Below are 21,221 nucleotides of genomic sequence, written 5' to 3' on the forward strand. Positions count from 1 at the left end.
ACCGCACATGACCCACCGGAGAACAAGCGGTACTTGAGCGCCGCTCCCGAACGGGAGCGCCGCCGGGCAAGGAGGGCCGCATGACCGTACGGCGAGTAATGGGGATCGAAACGGAGTACGGGATCTCCGTTCCGGGGCACCCGAACGCCAATGCCATGCTCACCTCGTCCCAGATCGTCAACGCCTACGCGGCGGCGATGCACCGGGCGCGACGCGCCCGCTGGGACTTCGAGGAGGAGAATCCGCTGCGGGACGCCCGCGGCTTCGACCTCGCCCGCGAGGCCGCCGACAACAGCCAGCTGACCGACGAGGACATCGGCCTCGCCAACGTCATCCTCACCAACGGCGCACGGCTCTACGTCGACCACGCGCACCCCGAGTACAGCTCGCCGGAGGTCACCAATCCGCTCGACGCCGTCCTCTGGGACAAGGCCGGCGAACGGATCATGGCCGAGGCCGCCGAGCGGGCCGCCCAGCTGCCCGGCGCCCAGCCCATCCACCTCTACAAGAACAACACCGACAACAAGGGCGCCTCCTACGGCACGCACGAGAACTACCTGATGAAGCGGGAGACCCCCTTCTCGGAGATCGTGCGCCACCTGACGCCCTTCTTCGTCTCCCGCCAGGTCGTCACCGGCGCGGGCCGCATCGGCATCGGCCAGGACGGCCGCGAGCACGGCTTCCAGATCAGCCAGCGCGCGGACTACTTCGAGGTCGAGGTGGGGCTGGAGACCACCCTCAAGCGGCCCATCATCAACACCCGGGACGAACCCCACTCCGACGCCGAGAAGTACCGCCGGCTCCACGTGATCATCGGCGACGCGAACCTCTCGGAGATCTCCACCTACCTCAAGCTCGGCACGACCGCCCTGGTCCTGTCCATGATCGAGGACGGGTTCATCAACGTCGACCTGGCCGTGGACCAGCCGGTGCGCACCCTGCACCAGGTCTCCCACGACCCGGACCTCCGGCACCTCATCACCCTGCGCAGCGGGCGCACCCTGACCGCCGTACAACTCCAGATGGAGTACTTCGAGCTGGCCAGGAAGTACGTGGACGAACGTTTCGGGTCGGACGCGGACGAGCAGACCAAGGATGTCCTCACTCGGTGGGAGGACGTACTCGGCCGGCTGGAGACCGACCCGATGAGCCTGTCGGGAGAGCTCGACTGGATCGCCAAGCGGGAGATCCTGGAGGGCTACCGCAGGCGCGACGGACTGGGCTGGGACGCGGCCCGGCTGCACCTGGTGGACCTCCAGTACGCGGACGTCCGCCCCGAGAAGGGCCTGTACAACCGGCTGGTCGCCCGCGGGAAGATGAAGCGGCTCCTGGAGGAGCCGGCCGTGGAGCGGGCCGAGAGCAAGCCCCCGGAGGACACCCGGGCGTACTTCCGCGGGCGCTGCCTGGAGCAGTACGCGGACGACGTGGCGGCGGCCTCCTGGGACTCGGTGATCTTCGACCTCCCGGGCCGCGACTCGCTCCAGCGGGTCCCGACCCTGGAGCCGCTGCGGGGGACCCGCAACCACGTCAAGGAGCTGCTGGACCGCTGCCGGACGGCGGAGGACCTGGTACGGGTGCTCTCGGGGCAGTGAGGCGGCCCATGGGGGCCTGAAAGGGCCCGCTTCCGGGAATCATGAGAAAACCCGGACGTTATGAAAGTGCGGGGACGAATGTCGGACCCTCCTTGTAGGGTCCGACGTAGGGTCTGATCTTGAGAGGTCCCGAATCCCGGGGTCTTTCCATGTGGGCGTGCGAACCGAGCGGGGTGAGGTAGACATGGCGACCAAGGACACCGGCGGCGGACAGCAGAAGGCGACGCGCTCGACCGAGGAGGTCGAGGAGGCGGCGGTCGAGGAATCGACCGACCTCAAGGAGCGGCAGGAAAAGCTCTCCGACGACGTCGACTCCGTACTCGACGAAATTGACGACGTCTTGGAAGAGAACGCCGAGGATTTCGTGAGGTCATTCGTGCAAAAGGGTGGCCAGTAAGGTCGCCCGGGGCCATTTGACCTTCGGATTGAAGGTTGGGGGCGGGATGGCCGGGGAGGGAACGAAGCGTTGCTCGCGCTGCAAGCGCGTTCAACCGTGTGAGGCCTTCGCGAGCAATCGGGCGATGCGCGACGGCCTGCAGGCGTACTGCCGTGAATGCCAGGCCGAGCACTACAAACTGAGACAAGAGGCCAAGGGGCGGACGGTGCGGGCGAAGGTTCCCGTGCCGTCCGGGCACAAGCGGTGTCCCCAGTGCGGTGAGATCAAGCCCCATTCCGAGTGGGAGCGGAACAGGACCAGTTCGGACGGCTGGGCCAGCTACTGCCGAGAGTGCCGAGCACAACGCAACCGGGCGTCGTACTTCAAGCGCCACTACGGCATCACCGAAGCCGAGCGTGATCACATGATCGCGGCTCAAGGCGGGATCTGCCTGCTCTGCCAGGAGGCACCCGCGGAGCATGTTGATCACGATCATCAGACGGGTAAGGTCCGAGGCGTACTGTGCTTCAGCTGCAACGCGGCCTTGGGGCAGTTCAAGGATCGGCCGGACGTCATACGGCGTGCAGCCGCTTACGTGGAAGGAAACCTGTGGAACCCAACACTCGTAGCACAGGGCGTCTACCGGCAGCCTTCCTGACGCCGGGGTCGTCGTCCTTCATGGACTTCCTGGGCGCGCACTCGCCCGAGATGCTGCCGGGCAACCGCAAGCTGCCCGAGGGCGTCGTCGAGGCGCCGCACGGGACGACCATCGTGGCCGCCACCTTCCCCGGCGGGGTCGTGCTCGCCGGTGACCGGCGGGCGACCATGGGGAACATGATCGCGCAGCGGGACATCGAGAAGGTGTTCCCGGCCGACGAGTACTCCGCGGTGGGCATCGCCGGTACGGCCGGTCTGGCCGTGGAGATGGTCAAGCTGTTCCAGCTGGAGCTGGAGCACTTCGAGAAGGTGGAGGGGACGACCCTCTCCCTGGAGGGCAAGGCCAACCGGCTCTCCACCATGATCCGGAGCAACCTCGGCATGGCGATGCAGGGGCTGGCCGTCGTGCCGCTGTTCGCGGGGTACGACGAGGCCAAGGAGAAGGGCCGGATCTTCTCCTACGACGTGACCGGCGGCCGCTCCGAGGAGCACGGCTACGCCGCCACCGGTTCGGGTTCGATCTTCGCCCGGGGCTCGATGAAGAAGCTGTTCCGTCCCGATCTGACGGAGGAGCAGGCCACCACGCTGGTCGTGCAGGCGCTGTACGACGCCGCCGACGACGACTCGGCGACCGGCGGTCCGGACCTGTACCGGCACATCTATCCCATCGTCACCGTCATCACCGACGAGGGCTTCCGCAGGCTGACCGAGGACGAGTCGCAGTCCCTCGCCCGCAAGGTGACGGACCGTCGGCTCCAGGAGCCCGACGGTCCGCGCGCCGCCCTGCTCTGACCAGTCCGCTCGTCGCCCAGAAGAAAGGGACGGAAAGCCGGTGTCGACTCCGTTCTATGTGTCACCCCAGCAGGCCATGGCCGACCGGGCGGAATACGCCCGGAAGGGCATCGCCCGCGGTCGCAGCCTTGTCGTGCTGCAGTACGCCGACGGCATCGTGTTCGTCGGTGAGAACCCGTCCCGCGCGCTGCACAAGTTCAGCGAGATCTACGACCGGATCGGCTTCGCGGCCGCCGGCAAGTACAACGAGTACGAGAACCTGCGGATCGGCGGTGTGCGGTACGCGGATCTGCGCGGATACACCTATGACCGTGACGACGTGACGGCCCGTGGGCTGGCGAACGTGTACGCGCAGACGCTCGGCACGATCTTCTCGTCGGCCGGTGAGAAGCCGTACGAGGTGGAGCTGGTGGTCGCCGAGGTGGGTGCCACGGCGGCCGGGGACCAGATCTACCGGTTGCCGCACGACGGCTCGATCGTGGACGAGCACGGCTCGGTCGCGGTCGGCGGGAACGCGGAGCAGATCAGTACCTTCCTCGACCAGCGGCACCAGGACGGGATGACCCTGTCCGAGGCGTTGAAGCTGGCGGTGCAGGCGCTGTCCGCCCAGGCGAACGGTGCGGACAAGGCGATTCCGGCGGAGCGGCTGGAGGTGGCGGTGCTGGACCGTACGCGGTCGCAGCAGCGCAAGTTCAAGCGGATCCGCGGCCGGCAGCTGTCGCGGCTGCTGGAGGCGGACGTTCCGGCGGCTGCCCAGGCGGATGCGGTGTCGAACGACGAGGCGCCGGAGGACGACGCCGAGTAGGGCGTGTGCGTGTGTGGGGCCCCGGTCCGCCGTTTCGGCGGGCCGGGGCCCCCGTGCGTTCAGGGGGTGGGGGCGGGGCCCGAGGAGTCGCGGACGATCAGGTCGACGGGGATGTCGGGGGCGGTCCAGGGGGTGCCGTCGAGGACGGCGAGGAGGGCGGTCATGCCCTGTTCGCCGACCTGTTCGGCGGGGAGGTGGACGGTGGTGAGTTCGGGTTCGACGGCGGTGGCGAGGGCGAGGTCGTCGAAGCCGGTGACGGAGAGGTCCTCGGGGATGCGCAGGCCGAGGCGGCGGGCGGCCTTGCAGGCGCCGGCGGCCAGGATGTCGTCGTCGCAGACGATGGCGGTGGGGCGGTCGTGGGGGGCGGCGAGGGCCGTCTCCATGGCGGTGCGGGCGGCTTCGACGGTGAGTTCGGCTCGTACGGTGCGCAGCCGGGTGGCGGGGCCCAGGAGGGCGGCGAGGGTGTCGGCGCGGACCTCGAAGGTCCAGGAGTCGATGGCGGAGGCGAGGTGGAGGATGTCGCGGTGGCCGTGGTCGAGGAGGTGGGTGCAGATCTGGCGGACTCCGTCGGCCATGGCGAGGTTGACGTGGGCGGCGGCGCCGGGGGAGGTGGGGTCGCTGTCGAGCATGACGAGGGGGAGGTCGTCGCCGCCGATGGCGGCGAGGGCGTCGGCTGCCATGGAGGAGGCGATGACTCCGTCGAGGGCGGCGCGGGCGGAGGCGAAGGGGTCGCGGGCGGGGCCGGTGCCGTCGGGGGAGGGGTAGAGGACGACGCCGAAGCCGTGGTCGGCGGCGACGCGGGCGGCGCCGGTGTAGACGCGGGCGAAGAATTCGTTGGTGAGGGCGGGGACGACGAGGAGGGCGGTGCGGGTGCTGCCGAGGCGGAGGTTGCGGGCGGCGAGGTTGGGGCGGTAGCCGAGTGCGGTGGCGGCTTCGCGGACGAGGGTGGCGGTGCGTTCGGAGACGCGGCCGCGCCATTTGTCGCCGAGGACGAGGGAGACGGTGGCCTGGGAGACCCCGGCGGCGGTGGCCACGTCGCGGCTGGTGGGTCTCGTCACACGGTGCTCCTGAAGTGCGAGGTGGGAGGGGGTGGGGGTGGTGGGGCGGTTGGACCTGTGGACTGCGGCCATGGTACGTATGACGGGTCAAGTTATACGTATTACTCCGGCAGGGTCCGGGCAGAAGGGGGCGGACATGGCCGCGGGATACGCGGAGCTGCTCAGGACCCGGCACGCGGCGAGGCTGCTGGCGGGGACGCTGATGGGCCGGCTGCCGAACGGTACCGGGCCGATCGCGATCGTGCTCTTCACCCGGGCGGAGGGGGGCAGCTACAGCCTGGCGGGCGCGCTCGCGGCGGCGTACGGGCTGGCCAACGCGGTGGGTCAGCCGTTGCTGGGCCGGGCGGTGGACCTGTACGGGCAGCCGCGCGTGCAGTTGCCGGCGGCCGTGGTCTCGGCGCTGGGCATGGTGTGGCTGGCTCTGGCGGGTACGGGGTCGGCTGCCGTGGCCTATGCGGCGGTGGTGATCGCGGGTCTGTTCACGCCGCCGCTGGAGGGCGGGCTGCGGGCGCTGTGGCCCAAGGTGCTGGGCGGCAAGGAGGAGCGGGTGCACGCCGCGTACGCCATGGACGCGGTGGCGCAGGAGGTCATGTACACGGTCGGGCCGCTGCTGGTGACGCTGTTCGTGGCGCTGTGGTCGCCGGCGGTGGCGCTGCTGGCGCTGAACGCGCTGGGGGTGCTGGGCGCGCTGTCGGTGGTGGTGTCGGAGCCTTCGCGTACGTGGCGTTCGGAGCCGCGTGAGGCGCACTGGCTGGGGGCGCTGCGTTCGCGCGGGCTGCTGGCGCTGCTGGGGGCGTTCTTCTTCGTGGGGATGGCGCTGGGGGCGATCACGGTGGCCGCGGTGTCGTACGCGGACGGTCACGGTGGTCAGGCGGTGTACGGCTGGCTGCTGGCGGCGCTGGGGCTGGGTGCGCTGTTCGGTGGTGTGTTCTACGGGGCGCGGCAGTGGGCGGGTGCGCCGGAGCGGCGGCTGCGGCTGCTGGTGGCGTTGCTGGCGGTGTGTTATCTGCCGCTGATGGTGCCGGTGGGCACGGTGGCGATGGTGGGGTTGTCGGCGTTGGCGGGGGTGTTCCTGGCTCCGTCGCTGGCGTGTGCGTTCGTGGTGGTGGACCGGCATGCTCCGGCGGGCACCCTGACGGAGGCGTTCTCCTGGCTGGTGACGTTCTTCGGGGTGGGTGCGGCGATCGGTACGGCGGCGGCCGGTCCGGCGGTGGAGGCGGGTGGCACGGTGGCGGGCTACGCGGTGGCGTGCGGGGCGGGTGTCGCGGCGCTGCTGGTGCTGACGGTCACTCAGCGGGCGCTGTCCGGCGGGGGTCGCAGCCGTGCCGTGGCGGGGTCCTCGACGGTGCCGGTGGAGGGTGTCGTGGGGGGCGTCGTGGAGCCGGTGGTCAAAAACTGATCGGAACGCCGCTCTCGAACCCGGTTTCAGAAGAGGGCAGAAGGCGTAATGTTCAGTCATGGACCGCCGCATTTTCGGGCTGGAGAACGAGTACGGCGTCACGTGCACGTTCAGGGGACAGCGCCGACTGTCTCCTGACGAAGTGGCGCGCTACCTCTTCCGCCGTGTTGTGTCATGGGGCCGCAGCAGCAATGTCTTCCTGCGGAACGGCGCCCGTCTGTACCTCGACGTGGGATCGCATCCGGAATATGCAACTCCCGAATGCGACAACCTGATCGAACTGGTCACCCACGACAAGGCCGGCGAGCGCATTCTCGAAGGCCTGCTCGTCGACGCAGAACGTCGCCTGCACGAGGAGGGAATCGCGGGCGACGTCTACCTCTTCAAGAACAACACCGACTCGGCGGGCAATTCGTACGGTTGTCACGAGAACTACCTCGTGGCCCGGCACGGAGAATTCTCGCGCCTGGCGGACATCCTGATTCCCTTCCTCGTCACGCGCCAGCTGATCTGTGGCGCGGGCAAGGTGCTCCAGACCCCGCGGGGCGCGGTCTACTGCGTCAGCCAGCGGGCGGAGCACATCTGGGAGGGGGTCAGCTCCGCGACGACCCGGTCGCGGCCGATCATCAACACCCGGGACGAGCCCCACGCGGACGCCGAGCGCTACCGGCGCCTGCACGTGATCGTCGGGGATTCGAACATGTCCGAGACGACCATGCTGCTCAAGGTCGGGGCCACCGACCTGGTGCTGCGCATGATCGAGGCGGGCACGGTGATGCGGGACCTGACCCTGGAGAACCCGATCCGGGCGATCCGGGAGGTCAGCCACGACATCACCGGTCAGCGCAAGGTGCGCCTGGCCAGTGGTCGCGAGGCGTCGGCGCTGGAGATCCAGCGGGAGTACTACGAGAAGGCGCTGGACTTCGCCGAGCGGCGGGGCATCCGCACCGGGGTGGTGGAGCAGGTCCTGGAGCTGTGGGGCCGGACCCTGGACGCCGTGGAGGCGGAGGACCTGGACCGGATCGGTACGGAGATCGACTGGGTCATGAAGTACCAGCTGATCGAGCGGTACCGGGCCAAGCACAACATGACGATGTCCAATCCGCGGGTCGCGCAGATAGACCTCGCGTACCACGACATCCACCGCCGGCGGGGGCTGTACTACCTGCTGGAGCGCAAGGGGCAGGCGGCGCGGGTCTGCAACGACCTGAAGATCTTCGAGGGCAAGTCGGTGCCCCCGCAGACGACGCGGGCCAGGCTGCGCGGCGACTTCATCCGCAGGGCGCAGGAGCAGCGGCGGGACTTCACCGTCGACTGGGTGCACCTGAAGCTGAACGACCAGGCGCAGCGGACGGTGCTGTGCAAGGACCCGTTCCGGTCGGTGGACGACCGGGTGGAGAAGCTCATCGCCGGCATGTGAGGCCGGTGGGCCGGGGACCCCGTGCGCGGTGGCGTGCGGGGTCTTCGCACGCCACCGCCTTGTCGCGGAGGGGGCAGCCCGTAGAGTGGGCCGCTAGGACGGACCATTCCAGCGACCCTGAGGACCATTGTGCGACGCCGACTTGCTGCCGCGCTCATCGTGCCGGCTCTGATGCTCACCGCGGCCTGCGGAGGGGGCGACGACTCCGGGAAGAAGGACTCCGCGTCTCCGTCGGCCGACGCCTCGAAGCCCGCTGAGGTTCCGAAGCCGGTGGACTCCGCGGATCCGATGCCGTCGGTGGCGGGTGAGGCGGGGAAGAAGGCGGAGATCACCGTCCCCAAGGGCGAGCCGAGCGGCAAGTTCGTGGTGCACACGGTCACCGAGGGCAGTGGCCCGGTGATCAAGAAGGACGACCTCGTCCTGACGAAGTACACGGGCAAGGTCTGGAAGAGCGGCAAGGACCTGCAGGGTTCCTATGACAAGGACGGCCAGCCGCTGGTCGTGCCGGCCGGTTCGCAGTCGATCCTGCCGCTGTTCAGCGACTCGGTGGTGGGCAAGAAGGTCGGCAGCCGTGTGCTGGTCGTCGCCCCGCCGGCGGCGGCTTTCGGTGCCCAGGGCCAGCCCCAGCTGGGGGTCGGTCCGACCGACAACCTGGTGTTCGTGCTGGACCTGGATTCGGTGATGCCGAAGAAGGCCGAGGGCACGCAGGCGCCGATCCCGTCGGACCTGCCGCAGGTGAAGGCGGACAAGGACGAGGCCGCGACGATCACGATCCCGAAGAACGACCCTCCGAAGGAGCTGGTCGACAAGGTCCTGATCGAGGGCAAGGGTCCGGAGGTCAAGTCCGGCCAGACCGTGTACATGCAGTACAGCGGTGCGGCGTGGGCGCCGAACCAGGGCAAGGACGCGGCGAAGCTGTTCGACACGTCCTGGAAGACCGGGGCGCCGTTCTCGACGGTGATCGGTCAGGGCCAGGTCATCGAGGGCTGGGACAAGGGTCTGGTGGGCAAGAAGGTCGGCAGCCGCGTGCTGCTGGTGATCCCGCCGGAGCAGGCGTACAAGGATCAGGCCAAGGGTGAGGACCTGCCGGCCAACTCGACGCTGGTCTTCGTCGTGGACATCGTCGGGGCAGTGTAAGACTGTTCCGGTTGACCGTTTCGTACGTATGAGGAGCAGTTCCGTGAGCCAGAAGCTCGAGAAGCCCGAGATCGACTTCCCCGAGGGCCCGGTTCCGACCGACCTCGTCATCGAGGACATCTGGGAGGGCGACGGCGCCGAGGCCAAGGCCGGTTCCATGGTCTCCGTCCACTACGTGGGCGTGGCCTTCTCCACCGGCGAGGAGTTCGACGCCTCGTGGAACCGCGGCTCCGCGCTGCAGTTCCCGCTCGGTGCCGGCCGCGTCATCGCGGGCTGGGACCTGGGCATCGCGGGCATGAAGGTCGGCGGCCGTCGCAAGCTGACGATCCCGGCGCACATGGCCTACGGTGACCGCGGCGCGGGTGACGCGATCGCCCCGGGCGAGACGCTGATCTTCGTCTGTGACCTGATGGCCGCCTGATTCACCGGCAGTCACCGTGAGGGCCCCCGCCGTGAGGCGGGGGCCCTCGCTTTTGTCCGGGACGGCCGGGGCGGTACGGTCAACGGTCACGGGTGTGTGTCGAGGAGCGGGGGAACGGCGTCGATGGCGATTGCCAAGGCCGAGCGGCTGATGAATCTGGCGCTGTGTCTGCTGGGGACCCGTCGTCCCCTCAGCAAGCGCGAGCTGCGCGGTTCCATCGAGGCTTACCTGGAAGCCGGGAACGACGAATCCTTCAACCGGATGTTCGAGCGGGACAAGGACGATCTGCGCGAACTCGGTCTGGTGATCGAGACGGTGGAGAACCTGGAGGGGGAGACCGGGTACCTGGCCCGCCGGGACAGCAACCGGCTGCCTCCCGTCTCGCTGGACGCCGAGGAGGCCGCCGCCCTGGGGCTGGCGGCCAAGGTGTGGCAGCAGGCCCGGCTCGCCGGGGCGGCCAGCGGAGCCCTGCAGAAGCTGCGGGCCGGCGGGATGCCGGAGGCCGGTGACCCGTACGAGGGCCAGCACAGTGCCATCGAGCCGCGCATCCCGGTCCACGAGGCGGCCTTCGAGCCGCTGATGCTGGCCTGCCGCGACCGGCGGCCGGTGGTCTTCGAGTACCGCAAGTCCAACGCCGCCCGGCCCGAACCCCGTCAGGTCGAGCCGTGGGCCCTGGAGTGCTGGCGCGGTCACTGGTACCTGGCCGGGTACGACCGCGACCGCGGGGCGGAGCGCGTGTTCCGGCTCTCCCGGATCACCGGGAAGGTCCGTTCCCGGGCCGGGAAGTACAGCGCCGAGGTGCCCGACGTGGTGACCGTGCGGGAGACCGTGGCGAGCTGGGCCGGGGAGGGCGGCGAGCGTTCCGCGGTGATCCGCCTGCGGGCCGGGGCCGGGTACCCGCTGCGGGCCAAGGCCACCGCCGTGCGCGAGGGCGCCGACGGCTGGGACGAGCTGGAGGTCCCGTACGGGCACGGGCTCGACGCCTGGCTCGTGGAGTTCGGCCCGGACGTCGTCGTGGTGGAGCCGGCCGATCTGCGGGCCGACGTGGTCGACCGGCTGCGCGCCGTCGCCCGGGGCTGAACCGCACCATCCGTAGCAACGCCCTGAGGGGGAGACGTACCAGCATGGCTGCCAACGCCATCGACCAGACCCGCCGGATGCTGTCCCTGGTGACCTACCTGCGCGAGCGGCCGGGCGCGCACGTCGCCGACGTCGCCCGCGCCTTCGGGATCACCGAGGACGAGCTGATCTCGGACCTCGACGTGCTGCCCATGTGCGGCACCAGCTTCCGCGGCGGGGACCTGCTCGACATCGACACAGACGGGGAGCGCATCTGGTGGCGCAATCCCGACGCCTCCGGGGAGTCCACGGCCGAGCCGCTGCGGCTGGCCGCCGACGAGGCGACGGCCCTGCTGGTCGCCGCCCGTGCGGTGGCGACCCTGCCGGGGCTGCGCGAGAGCGACCGGGACGCGCTGCTGCGCGCCACCGCGAAGCTGGAGGCGGCCGCCGGGGAGGCGGCCGGGGCCAGCTCCCGGCTGTCGGTGACCTTCGAGTCCGAGGGCGGGGTCTTCGCGGACGTCGACCGGGCCATCGCGGAGCGGCGGCGGCTGTGGCTGCGCTACTACTCGCCCGCCCGTGACGAGCTGACCGAGCGCACCGTCGACCCGATCCGGCTGTTCGCCGTGGGGCACACCTACATGGAGGGGTGGTGCCACCTCTCGGAGGCCCGCCGCACCTTCCGGCTCGACCGGGTGGCCGAGATCCGACTGCTCGACGAGCGGGCCGAGCCGCCCGCGATCGAGCCCCGGGACCTGTCCGAGGGGCTGGTCCAGCCGGCCGCCGAGGACCCGGAGGTGGTGGTCGAGGTGGGGCCCGGCGGGCGCTGGGTCGCCGAGTACTACCCGCACGACAGTGCCGAGGAGCGGCCCGACGGCGGCCTGCGGATCACCCTGCGCAGCCCCGACCCGGCCTCCCTGCGCCGGCTGGCGCTGCGCCTGGGCCGGGACGGCCGGATCGTGTCGCCTCCGGAACTGGCACAGAGCGCGCGGAAGGCCGCCGCGGAGGCACTCGCGGGGTACGGGGAACGGATCTAGGGGGAGCGGGCAGCGATGTCGCCATCATCCGGGCAGGCGGCCGTCACCTTCAAGGCGGCCTGCCCCGAGTGCCGGGCCCGTTTCGAGCTGGCCGCGGACGCGCTGCGGCTGGCGATCGGCAGACGGGCCACCTTCTACTCCTTCACCTGCCCCCAGTGCTCGGCCTCGGTCCGTAAACCCGCAGGTGAGCGCATTGTGGAGCTGTTGACCGGCGGAGGGGTGAGCACGCTGCGCAGCGTGTGAGGCGGGCGCGCTAGGCTCGTCCCATGCTGTGGCCGATGCTCGCAATTGTCCTGGGCTTCCTCGGGGTCGCCGTCCTCGCCGTGCTGGCCGTGCGGGTCTTCCTGGAGGTGCGGCGGCTCTCCGGGCAGGTGGCCCTGGCCAGCCGCCGGATCACCCAGGCCTCGGGGGACCTGGAACAGGCGGCGGCCGACCTGGCGCGGGCCGGGCAGGGACTGCGGCCGTAGGCGCGCGGTACGTCGGCCCGCGGTACGTCGGCCCGCGCGTATGGAATCCGTGGAGGAGGACCCGTACCGTCGGTGCGGTAAGCATGCGGGGATACCCCGGGGGATTGCCGGGCGTTAACCCTCGGGGGTTACGATCCTTGTCAGAGAGGTGCCGGAGCTCCGTCCGGAGGCGCCGGGCCACCACAACCAGCCGTTTCGGTGAGAAGGAAGACACACATGATCGGCAATCTGAAGCCCCTCGAGATCCTTCTGATCATCGCTGTCATCGTGCTGCTGTTCGGCGCCAAGAAGCTTCCCGAGATGGCCCGCTCCCTCGGCAAGTCGGCCCGGATCCTCAAGAGCGAGGCGAAGGCCATGAAGAAGGACGGCGAGTCCGAGGACGCCGCGGCCACCGCTCCGGTCGCCGACCAGGCCCCGGCCCAGCCCGTCGCCCCGCGCACCATCCAGGCCGCTCCGGGCGACGTCACCAGCGCCCGCCCGGTCAGCGAGCCGAACCGCACCACCCAGGCCTGACATCCGGCGGTCGCCCGCCGTACGAGTCATCTGTAACGAGACAAGGGACGTGGGTTGCTCAAGTCTGCCCGCAAGCAGGGGAACAAGGACCGGGCCAAGGACGCCGAAGGGCGCATGCCGCTGGTCGAGCACCTGCGTGAGCTGAGAAACCGCCTGCTGAAGTCGGTGCTGGCGATCGTCGTGGTGACCATCGTCGCGGCCTACTTCTACCGGCCGATCATCGACTTCCTGCTGGAGCCGATGCTCTCGTCCGTCGGCTGCACCAACGGGGCCACGCACCAGCGCAACGGTGCCCCCTGCGCCGAGATGACGACGAACGGCCTGACCGCTCCCTTCTCCATCGCGCTGAAGGTGGGCCTGTCCGCGGGCATCGTGATGTCCGCGCCCGTCTGGCTCTACCAGCTGTGGGCGTTCGCCGCCCCGGGCCTGCACCGCAACGAGAAGAAGTACGCGCTGAGCTTCGTCGCGGTCGGCGCCCCGCTGTTCCTCGCCGGCGCGGTGCTCGCGTACAAGATCCTGCCGCAGACGGCGGAGATCCTCCTCGGCTTCACGCCGGACCACGTCAAGAACCTGCTGCCGGTCGACGACTACCTCGACCTCGTCACGCGCATGGTCGTGGTCTTCGGCCTGGCCTTCGAGCTGCCGCTGATGCTGGTGCTGCTGAACTTCACCGGTGTGCTCAGCGCCAAGCGGCTGGGCAGCTGGTGGCGCGGCATGGTCCTCGGCATCACGATCTTCGCGGCCTTCGCGACGCCCACGGGCGACCCGCTCACCATGCTGACGCTGGCCTCCCCGATCGTGGCCCTGTACTTCATCGCCCTGGGGATCTGCCTCATGAACGACCGGCGCCGCAAGCGCGCCAACCCCGACGCCGACCTCGACGACGACGAGGCCTCCGACGTCGACCTGACCCCGGCCCCGATCGGCGCGACCGAGCAGGCCCCGGCCGCCTCCACGTTCCCCGAGCAGGCCGACGGCGGACGCAGGCAGATCAACGGCTACGACGACGCCACCTGACGGGCACGCCCCCGGCCGCGGCCGGGGGCGCCTCCGGGAAACCGGTGAGCGCGGAGATCACCCTCGGGTACATTCCCGGGGTGTCCTCCGAGATCACCCTCTTCGTCAATCCCACCGCGGGACGCGGCCGGGGCGCGCACGCCGCGCAGCCGGCCGCTTCCGCGCTCCGGGAGGCCGGATTCTCCGTCCGGACCGTGGTCGGCACCGACGCGGCCGACGCCCTGGCCCGGCTGCGCGCGGACGTCCGCGACGGCACCGGCGCGGTGATCGCCGTCGGCGGTGACGGGGTGGTCTCCCTCGCCCTCCAGGCACTGGCCGGGACGGCCGTCCCCCTCGGCGTGGTCGCGGCCGGCACCGGCAACGACTTCGCCCGCTCGATGGGACTGCCCGTACGGGAGCCCGAGCGGGCGGGGCACCTCGCCGCCGAGGCCCTCAAGGAGGGCCGGATACGGGAGATCGACCTCGGCCGCGCCGGTGACACCTGGTACGGGACCGTGCTGTGCTCCGGCTTCGACTCGCGGGTCAACGACCGGGGCAACCGGATGCGGCTCCCGCTCGGCCGGTTCAAGTACGACCTGGCCATCCTCGCGGAGCTGGCCGCCTTCAGGCCCTTCCCGTACCGGATCACCCTCGACGGGGACCGGGTGATCGAGACGCAGGCCACGCTCGTGGCCGTCGGCAACGGGTCCTCGTACGGCGGCGGGATGCGCATCTGCGCGGACGCCGAACCGGACGACGGCCTCTTCGACGTCACGGTGGTCGGCGACTGCGGCCGCGGCACCCTGCTGAAGGTGTTTCCGCAGGTCTACAAGGGAACGCACCTCTCCCACCCCAAGGTCACCGTGTACCGGGCCGCCGAGGTCACCCTGGAGTCGGCCGCGCTCACCGCCTACGCCGACGGGGAGCGGCTGGGCCCGCTGCCGGTGACCGCGCGGTGCGTCCCCGGAGCCCTGCGGCTGCTCACTTAAATGATCGCGACTGTTGTCGGAGGGGGCGGGTAGGCTCGACAGCAAGATGACCGAAGAACTCTCCCCCGCCGAGCGGTACGCCGCTGCCCGGATCCGCGCCGCCGAAGAGGCCACCGCCCTGGCCCCCTTCCGCGAGATGTACGAATTCGACCTGGACCCGTACCAGGTCGAGGCCTGCAAGGCACTGGAGGCCGGCAAGGGCGTCCTGGTCGCCGCCCCGACCGGTTCCGGAAAGACCATCGTCGGCGAGTTCGCCGTGCACCTCGCGCTCCAACAAGGGCGCAAGTGCTTCTACACGACGCCGATCAAGGCCCTGTCGAACCAGAAGTACGCCGACCTCGTCAAGCGCTACGGCGCCTCCAAGGTGGGCCTGCTGACCGGCGACAACAGCGTCAACTCCGAGGCGCCGGTGGTCGTGATGACCACCGAGGTGCTCCGCAACATGCTCTACGCGGGCTCCCAGTCGCTCCTGGGCCTGGGCTACGTCGTGATGGACGAGGTGCACTACCTCTCCGACCGGTTCCGCGGAGCCGTCTGGGAGGAAGTGATCATCCACCTCCCCGAGTCGGTGACCTTGGTGTCGCTGTCCGCCACCGTCTCCAACGCCGAGGAGTTCGGCGACTGGCTCGACACCGTGCGCGGCGACACCGAGGTGATCGTCTCCGAGGAGCGGCCCGTACCGCTGTGGCAGCACGTGATGGCCGGCCGGCGGGTCTACGACCTCTTCGAGGAGGAGTCCGACCACGGCGGCCGCGGCTCCGCGCGCCGCGAGGTCAACCCCGACCTGCTGCGCATGGCCCGCGAGGAGAACACCCGTACCTACAGTCCCAAGGACCGGCGGCGCGGCAAGATGGTCCGCGAGGCCGACCGCGAGCGCGAGCGCCGCTCACGCGGCCGGATCTGGACCCCCAGCAGGCCCGAGGTCATCGCCCGCCTGGACGGCGACAACCTGCTGCCCGCCATCAACTTCATCTTCAGCCGGGCGGGCTGCGAGGCCGCCGTCCAGCAGTGCCTCTACGCGGGCCTGCGGCTCAACGACGACACCGCGCGGCTGAAGGTCCGCGAGATCGTCGAGGAGCGGACCGCCTCCATCCCGGCCGAGGACCTGCACGTCCTGGGCTACTACGAGTGGCTCGAAGGCCTGGAGCGGGGCATCGCCGCGCACCACGCGGGCATGCTGCCCACCTTCAAGGAGGTCGTGGAGGAGCTCTTCGTCCGCGGTCTGGTCAAGGCCGTCTTCGCCACCGAGACCCTCGCGCTGGGCATCAACATGCCCGCGCGCACGGTCATCCTGGAGAAGCTGGTCAAGTGGAACGGCGAGCAGCACGCCGACATCACCCCCGGCGAGTACACGCAGCTGACCGGCCGGGCCGGGCGGCGCGGCATCGACGTCGAGGGCCACGCGGTGGTGCTCTGGCAGCGCGGCATGGACCCGGTGGGGCTGGCGGGGCTCGCGGGTACCCGTACCTATCCGCTGCGTTCGAGCTTCAAGCCCTCGTACAACATGGCCGTGAACCTGGTCCAGCAGTTCGGGCGGCACCGCTCGCGCGAGCTCCTGGAGACCTCCTTCGCGCAGTTCCAGGCCGACCGCTCCGTCGTGGGCATCTCCCGGCAGGTCCAGCGCAACGAGGAGGGCCTGACGGGCTACCGCGAGGGCATGACCTGCCACCTGGGGGACTTCGAGGAGTACGCGCGGCTGCGCCGCGATCTGAAGGACCGTGAGACGGACCTGGCCAAGCAGGGCGCGGCGCAGCGCCGGGCGCAGGCGGCCAGTTCGCTGGAGCGGCTCAAGCCGGGCGACGTCATCCACGTGCCGACGGGCAAGTTCGCCGGGCTCGCGCTGGTGCTGGACCCGGGCGTGCCGGCGGGGCGGGTCCACGGTCACCGCGGGCAGGAGTACGCCGAGGGCCCGCGCCCGCTGGTGCTGACCGCGGAGCGGCAGGTCAAGCGGCTCGCCGCGATCGACTTCCCGGTGCCGGTCGAGGCCATCGACCGGATGCGGATCCCCAAGACGTTCAACGCCCGTTCGCCGCAGTCCCGCAGGGACCTGGCGACGGCGCTGCGCAACAAGGCCGGTCACATCGCTCCCGAGCGCCGCCGTCCGGGCCGGGCGGCGGCGGCCGACGACCGCGAGATCGCCCGGCTGCGGGCCGAGCTGCGCGCGCACCCCTGCCACGGCTGTGACGAGCGTGAGGACCACGCCCGTTGGGCGGAGCGCTTCCACCGGCTCAAGCGGGACACCCAGCAGCTGGAGCGGCGCATCGAGGGCCGGACGAACACCATCGCCCGCACCTTCGACCGGATCCACGCGCTGCTGACCGAGCTGGACTACCTGCGCGAGGACGAGGTCACCGTGCACGGCAAGCGGCTCGCCCGGCTCTACGGCGAGCTCGACCTGCTGGCGTCGGAGTGTCTGCGCGAGGGGGTCTGGGAGGGGCTCAGCCCGGCCGAACTGGCGGCGTGCGTCTCGGCGTTGGTCTTCGAGGCCCGGCAGTCGGACGACGCCGTACCGCCGAAGGTGCCGAACGGTCCGGCCAAGGCGGCGCTCGGCGAGATGGTCCGGATCTGGGGCCGGCTCGACGCGCTGGAGGAGGAGCACCGCATCAACCAGGCGGAGGGCGTGGGCCAGCGCGAGCCGGACCTCGGCTTCGCGTGGGCGGCGTACCAGTGGGCCTCCGACAAGAGCCTGGACGAGGTGCTGCGCGAGGCGGAGATGCCGGCCGGTGACTTCGTGCGCTGGTGCAAGCAGGTCATCGACGTCCTGGGGCAGATCGCCGCGGCGGCTCCGGGCTCCTCGGCCCCGGCGTCCTCGGCGGGCGGGAGCACGGTGGCGCGCAATGCCCGTAAGGCCGTGGACGCCCTACTTCGGGGTGTAGTGGCCTACAGCTCGGTCGGATAGGCCCATTTGGGTCTTCCTCTAAAGGTCGGGATGGCCGGATCTCATCTCTTGCCATGATCGTTAGCGCGTGTCCTGTGCGACGATCGGCGCATGACCGGTGGAACGGACGCAGGACCGAGACGGGTCGGTCGGCCACGCGCCGACCAGCTGAGACCGTACAGCGGCCGGCCGCCGCGCGAGGAGCTCCTCTGCGCGGCGGCCGAGCTCTTCACGGTACGCGGGTACGCGGCCACCACCACGCGGGCGGTGGCCGAACGGGCCGGACTGCGCCAGGCCACGATGTACCACTACTTCGCCGGCAAGGAGGAACTCCTCGCCGAACTCCTGGAGTCCACGGTCACGCCCTCCCTGGCCCTGTCCCGGCGGCTGCTGGCCGACGCCGGCCGGCCCGCCGCGCACCGGCTGTGGGAGCTGTGCCGCTCGGACGTGCTGCTGCTGTGCGGGGGGCCGTACGACCTCGGCGCCCTGTACCTGCTGCCGGAGCTGCGGGGTCCGCGCTTCGCGCCGTTCCGGCGGATGCGCGACGAACTGCGCGACGCCTACCGGACGTTGCTGCACGCCACGTCCGTGGGCGCCGAACTCGCCGGGGACGCCGAGGGCCTGACGCTCCGCAACGACCTGGTGTTCGGCCTGATCGAGGGCGTCATGCTGATCCACCGGTCCGCTCCGGGCCGCCCGGTGGCGGCCTTCGCCGAGGCGGCCGCCGACGCCGCCCTGCGGATCGCGGGCCTCACGCCGTCGCCTGCCCCGGCCCCGGATCCCGTTCCCAGCCTTCCGGGTCCTCCCAGGCCCGCAGGGTGAGGTTCGACTCCAGACGGTGCTCCAGGCCGGTCACCGGATCGGTGAAGGACAGGGTCCGGGCCAGCAGCTGGAGCGGACGGCGGTAGTCCGCCGGGTCGGCCGCCGCGGCCACCACCGGGTAGACCGGATCGCCGAGCAGGGGCAGACCCAGCGCGTTCATGTGCACCCGCAGCTGGTGGGTGCGGCCGGTGTGGGGGGTCAGCCGGTAGCGGCCCAGGGGGCCCCTGGTGCCGGTGAGCTCGACCAGGCTCTCGGCGTTCGGTTCGGCGTCCGGGACCTCGACCGCCGCCATCACCCCGCGCACCTTCTCGATGTGGCTGCGCACCACGCGGGGGAGCTCCACCGCCGGGTCGTGGCGGGCGATCGCCTCGTACTCCTTGCGGACCCGGCGCTCCTGGAACAGCAGCTGGTAGGCGCCGCGGTCCTCGGGACGGACGCTGAACATCACCAGACCCGCCGTCATCCGGTCCAGCCGGTGCGCCGGGCTCAGCGCCGGCAGGTCCAGTTCCTCGCGCAGCCGGGCCAGGGCGGTCTGCGTGACGTGGCTGCCGCGCGGGATGGTCGCCAGGAAGTGCGGCTTGTCCACCACCAGCAGGTGCCGGTCGCGGTACACGACGCCGATGGGGAACGGTACGCGCGGCTCGGGGGGCATGTCCCGGTGGAACCAGAGCCAGCCGCCCGGCTCGTACGGGTCCTGCGGGCGCAGCACCCGGCCGCCCGGGCCGAGCACCCGGCCGCCGGACAGCAGCCGTGCCATCGATTCGGCCCCGCGCGTGCCGGCGTAGCGCTCGGTCAGGTAGTCGCCGAGGAGCCGCCACCGCCCGTCCGGGTCGGGGGGCAGGCGCATGCGGACCGGGTCGATGCCGGCGATCTGGGGGAGCGGTGCGGGCGGGATGTGGGATCTGCGGCTCATCGGGACCAGGGTAGGGGGCTATTCCGGGGTGAAGGTGCCGAGGTGGTTCCCGTCCAGGTACTCGACGCGGACGGTGCCGTTCGAGAAGGTGACGCCGGTGCGGCCGACGGCGTTCTCGCCGGTGGTCACGAAGCTGAAGGTGTCGCCGTCGTAGTGGGTGAGGGGGAAGCGCAGCGGCCGGGGGCCCAGGGAGAGGACCAGGCTCCGGCCGTCGGGGGCCGTGGTGACGGTGAGGGGGCCGTAGTACGGGTTGCGGTAAGTGCCGGTGTACGCGGACGGGTCGCGGGCGGGCTTCGCGCCGGCGGGCGGGTGCGCGTAGTCGGTGGGGGAGCGGTCCGCGTCGGCGAGCCCCGCGTAGACGGAGGCCGTCAGGGCCAGCCAGTCGGTGGTGGGCCGGCCGTGCTCGGCGGTGTCGAAGAAGTCCAGGGCCACGGCGTCGGCGAGACCGACGGGGGCGCCGTTGGTCAGGACGACGATGCCGAGCCGTTCCAGGGGGAGCATGGTCACGTTGGAGTTGGCGCCGAGCTCGAAGGCGCCGGAGTGGCTCAGGCGCAGCCGGCCGGCGTCGTCGTAGCCGACGTTCCAGCCGAGGCCGTAGAACTGCGGGGTGCCGCCGGGCTTCCGCGCCTGGGCGACGATCTCGGGGACGCGGGTGCGGTTCAGGGTGTCGGCGGGGACGATCCGCTTTCCGTCGAGGGTGCCGTCGGCGAGCTGGAGGCGCAGCCAGCGGGACATGTCGCGGGCGGTGGAGCTGACCCCGCCCGCCGGGGCCTGGGCGTCGGCGTCGCGCACGTATCGGGGGCTCCAGGTGCCGTCGGGGTTCTCGACGTGGCCGTAGGCGCGGTCGGCGGCGTGGGCGTAGGCGGAGAACTCGGTGCTGGTACGGGTCATCCCGGCGGGCTTGAAGAGGGTGTCCTCGCTCAGCTTCTGCCAGCTGACGCCGTGCGCGCGGGCGACGGCCTCGGCGGCGGCGGTGAGGCCGAAGTTGGTGTACGCGTAGCTCGCGCGGAACGGGGAGAGGGGCTCCAGGCGCAGGTGGCCGAGGATGTACGGGCGGTCGTAGCCGAGGTCTTCGAGGAGGTCCCCGGCGTGGTCGGGGAGGCCGCTGCGGTGTGAGAAGAGGTCGGCGGTGGAGACGTGCGCGGTGACCCAGGGGTCCTTGAGCGCGAAGCCGGGCAGGGCGTCGCCCAGCGGTTCGTCCCAGGCGGCGGGGTCGGTGAGGGCACCGGCCACGACGGTGGAGGAGATCGGCTTCGAGAGGGAGGCCAGCTGGAAGACGGTGTCGGGGCCGACCTTCGCCGGGTCCCCGGTGCGGCGGAGGCCGAAGCCCTTGAGGTAGACGACCCGGTCGTCGTGGACCACCGCGACGGAGAGGCCGGGCACGCCGGTGCGGCGCATGCCGTCGGTGACGGTGGCGTCGAGACGGGCCACGGCGGCGGCGACGGCGGAGTCGCTCAGCAGGGGTTTCGGCGGCGGGGGCGGTGACGGCGAGGGGGCCGGTGACGGGGCCGGGGCCGCCGAGGCTCCCGCGGGGGCGGCGGTGGCCGCCGCCGAGGCGAGGAGGAACGCGGCTCCGGCCAGTCCCGCGGCGCGGAGCGTACGCATGGGGTCATTGTCACGCCGACCCGGGGACCCCGCCCGTCGGCTCCACCGGTCGGCGCCGCCGGTCGGCTCCGCCGGTCGAGGGGAGGGGGCGGGTGGCCCGGTCGGCGGGGCCGGAGCTGCTTCGGGGGCGGCGGCGCCGACCCCGAACCCCCGCGCCTCAAACGCCGGCGGGGCTGGATTCGGGCGGGGCCGCGCCGGGCACGGTGCTGCTGCCGGGTATGCCGTGCCCGGGCGCCCGTGCCTCAGGTGTCGGCGGGGGTGGATCGTGGCCGGGCGGGGGCGCCGGAG

Annotated in this window: 20 protein-coding genes and 1 pseudogene; 18 read left to right on the top strand and 3 right to left on the bottom strand. The window is 71.2% G+C overall.

Going from position 1 to position 21,221, the window contains the following annotated elements:
- Positions 1-80 precede the first annotated feature (80 nt).
- The 5 genes from dop to prcA all read left to right on the top strand — a co-directional run bounded on the left by dop (position 81) and on the right by prcA (position 4,222).
- Positions 81-1,592, top strand: a complete 1,512-nt coding sequence (gene dop, locus ABZW32_RS15145) for a depupylase/deamidase Dop (protein WP_356215597.1) — start codon at positions 81-83, stop codon at positions 1,590-1,592.
- A 184-nt stretch (positions 1,593-1,776) separates the two neighbouring features.
- Positions 1,777-1,989: a ubiquitin-like protein Pup gene (locus tag ABZW32_RS15150; RefSeq protein ID WP_030016348.1), complete on the top strand. Its 213-nt coding sequence runs from the start codon at positions 1,777-1,779 to the stop codon at positions 1,987-1,989.
- Between the two features lie 46 nt (positions 1,990-2,035).
- On the top strand, positions 2,036-2,626 hold the full coding sequence (locus ABZW32_RS15155) for an endonuclease VII domain-containing protein (protein WP_356215599.1): 591 nt from the start codon (positions 2,036-2,038) through the stop codon (positions 2,624-2,626).
- On the top strand, positions 2,578-3,417 hold the full coding sequence (prcB, locus tag ABZW32_RS15160; protein ID WP_356215601.1) for a proteasome subunit beta: 840 nt from the start codon (positions 2,578-2,580) through the stop codon (positions 3,415-3,417). Before ABZW32_RS15155 ends, prcB begins: the two co-directional genes overlap by 49 nt.
- 40 nt (positions 3,418-3,457) lie before the next feature.
- Complete coding sequence (gene prcA, locus ABZW32_RS15165) at positions 3,458-4,222, top strand: proteasome subunit alpha (RefSeq protein WP_356215603.1); 765 nt, start codon at positions 3,458-3,460, stop codon at positions 4,220-4,222.
- Between the two features lie 59 nt (positions 4,223-4,281).
- Here the strand turns inward: prcA and ABZW32_RS15170 are convergent, their stop codons facing one another.
- Positions 4,282-5,280 (bottom strand): LacI family DNA-binding transcriptional regulator, encoded by a 999-nt coding sequence (locus ABZW32_RS15170; RefSeq protein WP_356215605.1) that lies wholly within the window; start codon positions 5,278-5,280, stop codon positions 4,282-4,284.
- A gap of 136 nt (positions 5,281-5,416) precedes the next feature.
- Between ABZW32_RS15170 and ABZW32_RS15175 the strand changes: the two are divergent.
- The 13 genes and pseudogenes from ABZW32_RS15175 (at position 5,417) to ABZW32_RS15235 (ending at position 18,415) form a co-directional block, all read left to right on the top strand.
- Positions 5,417-6,728, top strand: a pseudogene (locus ABZW32_RS15175) (MFS transporter).
- 9 nt (positions 6,729-6,737) lie between these two features.
- On the top strand, positions 6,738-8,099 hold the full coding sequence (gene pafA / locus ABZW32_RS15180; RefSeq protein ID WP_030233622.1) for a Pup--protein ligase: 1,362 nt from the start codon (positions 6,738-6,740) through the stop codon (positions 8,097-8,099).
- 129 nt (positions 8,100-8,228) lie between these two features.
- Positions 8,229-9,236, top strand: coding sequence for an FKBP-type peptidyl-prolyl cis-trans isomerase (locus tag ABZW32_RS15185; RefSeq protein WP_356215607.1), 1,008 nt, complete (start codon positions 8,229-8,231; stop codon positions 9,234-9,236).
- Between the two features lie 28 nt (positions 9,237-9,264).
- On the top strand, positions 9,265-9,657 hold the full coding sequence (locus ABZW32_RS15190) for an FKBP-type peptidyl-prolyl cis-trans isomerase (protein WP_266838160.1): 393 nt from the start codon (positions 9,265-9,267) through the stop codon (positions 9,655-9,657).
- Positions 9,658-9,780: 123 nt separating this feature from the next.
- Positions 9,781-10,737, top strand: a complete 957-nt coding sequence (locus ABZW32_RS15195) for a WYL domain-containing protein (RefSeq protein WP_356215609.1) — start codon at positions 9,781-9,783, stop codon at positions 10,735-10,737.
- A gap of 44 nt (positions 10,738-10,781) precedes the next feature.
- Complete coding sequence (locus ABZW32_RS15200; protein WP_356215611.1) at positions 10,782-11,750, top strand: WYL domain-containing protein; 969 nt, start codon at positions 10,782-10,784, stop codon at positions 11,748-11,750.
- 15 nt (positions 11,751-11,765) lie between these two features.
- Entirely contained in the window at positions 11,766-11,993 is a 228-nt protein-coding gene (locus ABZW32_RS15205) for a hypothetical protein (protein ID WP_356215613.1), read from the top strand.
- 23 nt (positions 11,994-12,016) lie between these two features.
- On the top strand, positions 12,017-12,217 hold the full coding sequence (locus ABZW32_RS15210; RefSeq protein WP_356215615.1) for a hypothetical protein: 201 nt from the start codon (positions 12,017-12,019) through the stop codon (positions 12,215-12,217).
- Positions 12,218-12,433: 216 nt separating this feature from the next.
- On the top strand, positions 12,434-12,730 hold the full coding sequence (gene tatA, locus ABZW32_RS15215) for a Sec-independent protein translocase subunit TatA (RefSeq protein WP_030233644.1): 297 nt from the start codon (positions 12,434-12,436) through the stop codon (positions 12,728-12,730).
- A 54-nt stretch (positions 12,731-12,784) separates the two neighbouring features.
- Entirely contained in the window at positions 12,785-13,747 is a 963-nt protein-coding gene (gene tatC / locus ABZW32_RS15220) for a twin-arginine translocase subunit TatC (protein ID WP_356215617.1), read from the top strand.
- A gap of 80 nt (positions 13,748-13,827) precedes the next feature.
- The gene (locus tag ABZW32_RS15225; RefSeq protein WP_356215619.1) at positions 13,828-14,715 is read left to right on the top strand and encodes a diacylglycerol kinase; all 888 of its coding nucleotides are present in this window, start codon (positions 13,828-13,830) and stop codon (positions 14,713-14,715) included.
- A gap of 46 nt (positions 14,716-14,761) precedes the next feature.
- Entirely contained in the window at positions 14,762-17,614 is a 2,853-nt protein-coding gene (locus tag ABZW32_RS15230; RefSeq protein ID WP_356215621.1) for a DEAD/DEAH box helicase, read from the top strand.
- A 90-nt stretch (positions 17,615-17,704) separates the two neighbouring features.
- Positions 17,705-18,415, top strand: a complete 711-nt coding sequence (locus ABZW32_RS15235; protein ID WP_356215623.1) for a helix-turn-helix domain-containing protein — start codon at positions 17,705-17,707, stop codon at positions 18,413-18,415.
- Here ABZW32_RS15235 and ABZW32_RS15240 read toward each other — a convergent pair.
- Positions 18,345-19,328, bottom strand: a complete 984-nt coding sequence (locus tag ABZW32_RS15240; protein WP_356215625.1) for a pseudouridine synthase — start codon at positions 19,326-19,328, stop codon at positions 18,345-18,347. The two genes, ABZW32_RS15235 and ABZW32_RS15240, sit on opposite strands and share 71 nt — an antisense overlap.
- Positions 19,329-19,346: 18 nt before the next feature.
- A complete protein-coding gene (locus ABZW32_RS15245; protein ID WP_356215627.1) occupies positions 19,347-20,933 on the bottom strand; it encodes a serine hydrolase in 1,587 nt (528 codons plus the stop codon).
- Between the last annotated feature and the right edge of the window lie 288 nt (positions 20,934-21,221).

The organism is Streptomyces sp. NPDC004667, assembly GCF_040609475.1.
GTDB lineage: Bacteria > Actinomycetota > Actinomycetes > Streptomycetales > Streptomycetaceae > Streptomyces.